3 protein-coding genes and 1 pseudogene are annotated in these 4,550 nt (G+C 62.9%); 1 reads left to right on the top strand and 3 read right to left on the bottom strand.

Features of this window, described 5'->3' with window-relative positions; genetic code table 11:
• Positions 1-189 (top strand): annotated as a pseudogene (locus A2Z13_01460) (hypothetical protein).
• Between the two features lie 50 nt (positions 190-239).
• Here the strand turns inward: A2Z13_01460 and A2Z13_01455 are convergent.
• Genes A2Z13_01455 through A2Z13_01445 form a run of 3 tightly spaced genes read right to left on the bottom strand, consistent with a single transcriptional unit; the run spans position 240 to position 4,299 of the window.
• Positions 240-920: a (4Fe-4S)-binding protein gene (locus A2Z13_01455; protein ID OGP77553.1), complete on the bottom strand. Its 681-nt coding sequence runs from the start codon at positions 918-920 to the stop codon at positions 240-242.
• A 34-nt stretch (positions 921-954) separates the two neighbouring features.
• Positions 955-2,109, bottom strand: a complete 1,155-nt coding sequence (locus A2Z13_01450) for a hypothetical protein (GenBank protein OGP77449.1) — start codon at positions 2,107-2,109, stop codon at positions 955-957.
• Between the two features lie 3 nt (positions 2,110-2,112).
• Positions 2,113-4,299 (bottom strand): nitrate reductase, encoded by a 2,187-nt coding sequence (locus A2Z13_01445; protein ID OGP77552.1) that lies wholly within the window; start codon positions 4,297-4,299, stop codon positions 2,113-2,115.
• Between the last annotated feature and the right edge of the window lie 251 nt (positions 4,300-4,550).

Genomic DNA, 4,550 nt, shown 5'->3' with positions numbered 1-4,550 from the left:
GTCCAGCCGACCTTGGCTCCGGAAGCGACCAAGGAGCAGCTCGAGGGAGCCCTCGCGGAAGCCTTCCTGCCAACGGACCGGTTTACCCTGCAGATCAATACGGTCGATCCGGGATTTCCCTCCTACCGGAACATCGACATGAACTTGGATTTCCGGTGGCTGCCGAGGCATGCTCCCAGGTCATCGTGAGGGGGCGGCAAGCCAAGAGACAGAGGCATTGTTGTTCCTCTGGTCGCGGATCAGACGATATAGATCACCCTCGGCTTCGTCCCTAGATCCTCCCGGTACCGGAAGGTGTTGGCCTTCGCGATCACTTTGTGGATCAGACTTTTTTGGTCGTTGAGGTCGCCGAAATAGGTGGCGTGCCCCAGGCAGGTGGTGGTGCAGCGGGTCAACTCCCCCTTCTCCACCCGGTGGATGCAGAAGTGGCACTTCCGGGCGTTGCCGATGGGGGAGTGCCAGTGGGTCTTTCTCTTGAAGACCTTGCCGTACTCGCCGGAGTTCTCCACCTCGTAGGTCTGTTTCTTCATTTCGCCGGTGTAATAGTGGCCGACGTCGGCGGAGCGGGCGCCGTAGGGGCAGGCGACCAGGCAATACCGGCATCCGATGCACTTCCGGTAGTCCATCATGACGATCCCGTCGTCCCGTTTGTAGGTCGCCTTCACCGGGCAGACCGGCGTGCAGGTGGGCGAATCGCACTGCATGCACGGACGCGGCAGGAAACGGAGCGATACGTTCGGGAACTCGCCGATCTCCTCTTCCCGCACAGGCCGATAATGCATTCCCGGCGGAGTCAGGTTCTCGGACATGCAGCCGGTGGTGCAGGCGTGGCAGCCGATGCACCGCCGGAGGTCGATGGCCATGCCCCAGCGGCGCTCGCCGCGCGTCTTCCGAAGAGCCCGCTTCAGATCCTCGCGCATGATCTCCAGGATGTCTTCCCGGATCTCCACTTCTTCAGGCTTCCTTTCCCGGGACCGTTTCGAAAAGGCCGAAACGATCGCACACCAGATAGAGGAACGCAACCAGCGACACCGAGGCGACCACGACCAGGGCCTCGAAGATCGACGGGGTATACCGGACCACCTCGGGGATATCGTAGGCGCGAAAGACAGGCACCCTGAAGCCGCCGACCACCAGGTCTATCCGTGCCTTGAACTGGGTCGCCAGTATCCAAAGGCCGGTGAGGATCAGCCCGATGGGACCGCGGATCGCCAGGAGCAGGAGGAACGGCACGACGACTCCGAGGAAGATGCCGAAGAAGAGGGTGTCGAAGAGAGTGAGACGGAAGACTTCGGAACCGGTAACGTGCCCTGCCAGGCCGATCATCAGGCGCCAGAAGGTGGCAAAGAGCGCAAGACCCAGACCGATCTTCAGGAAGGTCGTAAGGAAGGCCGGGGCAGGCGAGCCGTCTTCCCGCGCCCTCTTCCACCCGGCGGCGACGACGACGGAGGTCAACGCGCTGCCGGTGAGGAAGGCGATGAAGAGGAAGTAGATCGGCAGCAGTGCGCTGTAATAGTAGGCGCGCGAGCTGACGGCGCCGAAGAGGCTCCCCAATGTGCCGTAGGTGACGATGCCAACGAAGAACGCCGCCCACATGACCCTGCGGGAGTGCCGGTTCCGCCGGATGTGGATGTACTCGAGAACGATGATGAAAACGTCGGCGGCGTACCAGACCGACATCCAGAACATGGGGGAGGCGGGGTTGGGCGAGATCAGGAAGTAGTACATCCGGTCGATCCGGCCCATTTCTGTGGCCAGGGAGATAAAAGCGGCCAGGGCGGTCAGGATCGCGAGGAACATGACGCGGGACGCGAAGGGCTTGTAGTCATCCTCGTAAAAAACCCGGCCGAAGAAGTTGACGAAGGTGCAGCCGGTGCTGATCAGGACGAGGTAGACGTAGGTGGTGATCTGGATCCCCCACGGGACCAGGTCGGAGGTGTTCGTGGTGTGGGCGTGGCCCAAGAGGAAAATGCACCCGATGGCGAGGAAACCGGCCAACAGCCCCAGGAGGGAGAGGTAGAGCGGGACGCCTCCCCGCCCTTTCAGGATGTCGTCGACGGCTTCCCGAAGCCGGATCCGATCCGGCAAAACGATTCCATCGAACCGCATCGATTACCCCGCCTTCACGACCTTGACGAAGTTGGACCTCATGGCGGTCCCTCCCATGAGGGGGTCGATCGCGTGCCGGGCGAGCATCTCCTCGTCTCCGATCCCCTTGCCGTTGGCCCGTTTCATCTCCGCGGAGTGGACGCCGAAACCGTGGACCATGTAGATGCAGTCTTCGCGGAGCCGCTGGGTGTGGCGGACCCGGATTTTCCCCGGCGATGTAAAGCCGGCCTGGTTTTCCAGCCGGACGTATTCCCCGTCCTCGAGTCCCAGCTCACGCGCCTTCTTTTGGTTGATCCAGAAGGAGTTCTCCGGGACCAGGTCCGCGAGGAGGAAATTATTCGTGGTCCGGCTGAAGGTATGAAGCGGCGAGCGGCCGAACAGGACCCGGAAATAGCCGGCCGGGGGCTGCTCGTGCCTCGTGTATTTCGGAACCGGGTCGAACCCGTCTTTGGCGAGCTGCTCGGAGTGGAGTTCGATCTTCCCGGAAGGGGTTTCAAATTCCGGTGACCGGAGCGGGGAGATATATGGGCTCGATTTGCCGGCGAGGCGTACGACCCCCTTCCCGCATAATTCGTCGTAGTCGATGTTGCCGGCGCGGCATCGCTCGCGCAGGTACTCCTCGCCGTCTTTCCAGGGGAAGTAGTCGCTGAGGCCCATCCGGTTGCCCAGCTCCTTGGTGATCCACCAGGAGGGCTTACTTTCAAAGAGGGGCTCGACGGCAGGCTGCCGTATGGCCACCTCGAAATCCTTGAAATGACCCAGGGTCAAGGCGTCGTGCCGCTCCAGATAAGTGCATTCCGGGAGGACCACGTCGGCCCACCGGGTGATGTCGGCCGGAAGGATGTCGATGGCGACCAGAAGATCGAGGTTTTCGATCGCCCGGACGGTCTCGTCCCGGTCCGGGAGGGTCTTGATCAGGTTGCAGCCGTATACCAGCCACGCCTTGACCGGGTGGGGCTTCCCGGTGATCGATGCTTTCCGGACGGAGGTGGTGGTCTGTAAAAGAGCGAACGGGTAGGCCGAATCCAGCTCGGGAAGACCGGCCCGGCTGGACGGGTAGGCCGGAAGGCCGGGGTATTCCGGGACACCTCCGCCTGCGGGAAGATAGATGCCGCCCGGCCGGCCCCAGGAGCCGAGGAGGGCGTTGAGGATGGCGATGGCGCGGCATCGTTGCGTGTCGTCTCCGTACCAGACGGTGTAACGTCCGCCGGAGATGATGACGTTGGGCCTGTGCGCAGCCAATTCCCGGGCCACCCGGACGATGGTCTCCACCGGAAGCTCGGTCTCCCCGGCGGCCCATTCGGGGGTGTACTCCTGCACGGCGGCCTTGAGCTCGGGGAAGCCTTTGGCATATGCCTTCACGTAGTCCGCGTCGTAGAGTTCCTCGTTCACGATGAGGCGGATCCAGGCCAGAAGGAGGGCAAGGTCGGTGGCCGGCTTGATGGGGAGCCAGTGGTCGGCCTTCGCGGCGATGTTCGAGAGGCGCGGGTCGACAACGGCCAGCTTGGCCCCTTTCGCCAACCCCGTGACGATATCCTGCACCTGGCTGTTGTGTGCGTTTTCGCCGAGGTGAGAGCCGATGAGAACGATATAGCGGCTTTCGCCGAAGTCGTAATATTCCGGCGTACCGACATCGGAACCGAAGGTGAGAGTGAAGCCGACGTCTCTCGGCCCGCGGCACTGGGCAAAGGAAGGGGCGGCATGGCAGCGGCTGCCGTACGCCTTCGCAAGGTGCCTCCAGAAGGTGCCGCCGCATCCGTGGGTGAAGAGGGCCACCGTCTCGGGACCGTGTTTTTCCTTGATGTCCTTAAGCTTGCCGGCGACCAGCCCCAATGCTTCGTCCCAGCTTGCCCGCTTCCATGCCGGCTGGCCCCGCTTGCCGGTGTTGATCATGGGGAACTTGAGCCGGTCCGGGTCGTAGAGGGTACCCAGGGCCGCATTTCCCCGTCCGCAGAGTCGTCCGCGCCCCCGCTCGCTCAGCGGATTGCCGTCGATCTTGACGACTTTGCCGTTCTGCACCTTGGCGATCAGCCCGCAGTTCCAGAAGCAGAGCTCGCAGAAGGTGGGTATCGGTTTCAGCTCCTGCGGGGCCGTCTCGGCCCACGAGAGGTACTGTTCGGGCACCACCAATGGAAGGGAGAGGCCGGCCGCGGCGGTGCCGGTCACCTTCAGGAATGTTCTCCGCGACATCCGGAACCGCACGCGTGTCACCTCCTGCCAGGCTATGAGAAACGCAACGGTCTTCCCGCCCGATCCTCACGGGTTCCGTGGAGGCTCGGGCGGGGAAGACCCGGGGTCGCGGGAGGGAGAGGAGGGGGTTCTCTTCCCGCTTACCATTCCCCTTGTTGCGCAGCCACCTTGTCGAAATAGATCGAAGCGTTCGTCAGTTTTTCCTCTTCCTTTTCCGTGTACCCCAGCGCCCGGAAATTGAGGACGCCGTT

It is taken from the genome of Deltaproteobacteria bacterium RBG_16_64_85 (assembly GCA_001798885.1).
Lineage (GTDB): Bacteria > Desulfobacterota > Deferrimicrobia > Deferrimicrobiales > Deferrimicrobiaceae > FEB-35.
Note: the sequence above shows the minus strand (reverse complement) of the source record. Positions and strands in the feature narration are given on the sequence as shown.

Excerpts from the sequence above, each read along its gene's own strand:
- A2Z13_01455 (OGP77553.1), bottom strand. The coding sequence starts at position 920 with ATGCGCGAGGATCTGAAGCGGGCTCTTCGGAAGACGCGCGGCGAGCGC.
- A2Z13_01450 (OGP77449.1), bottom strand. The coding sequence starts at position 2,109 with ATGCGGTTCGATGGAATCGTTTTGCCGGATCGGATCCGGCTTCGGGAA.
- A2Z13_01445 (OGP77552.1), bottom strand. The coding sequence starts at position 4,299 with ATGTCGCGGAGAACATTCCTGAAGGTGACCGGCACCGCCGCGGCCGGC.